1 protein-coding gene is annotated in these 223 nt (G+C 44.8%); it reads left to right on the top strand.

Going from position 1 to position 223, the window contains the following annotated elements; translation table 11 throughout:
• The coding region (locus tag ACXN5W_RS30455; RefSeq protein WP_473161830.1) for a hypothetical protein at nt 1-223 on the top strand (223 nt) is incomplete at both ends.

Genomic DNA, 223 nt, shown 5'->3' with positions numbered 1-223 from the left:
TCCGTAGAAGCGAACTAGAAAATCTTTCCTACATTTTACGTCGAAACTACTCAGATGCTTCCGTCTATGAAATAACCGCTTTCAGTTCAGATGACATTGCTATTCCTTTCTTCGAGTTGGTTTCGATGGAGTGCAAGTATTCTCTATCAAATATGGGGAGAGGTGAGCTGGTAGCGGCCTACCTCATTTGGAAACTGTCGGCCATTCCGGCGGGATCTATCGT

This window comes from Plantactinospora sp. A48 (genome assembly GCF_055793945.1).
Note: the sequence above shows the minus strand (reverse complement) of the source record. Positions and strands in the feature narration are given on the sequence as shown.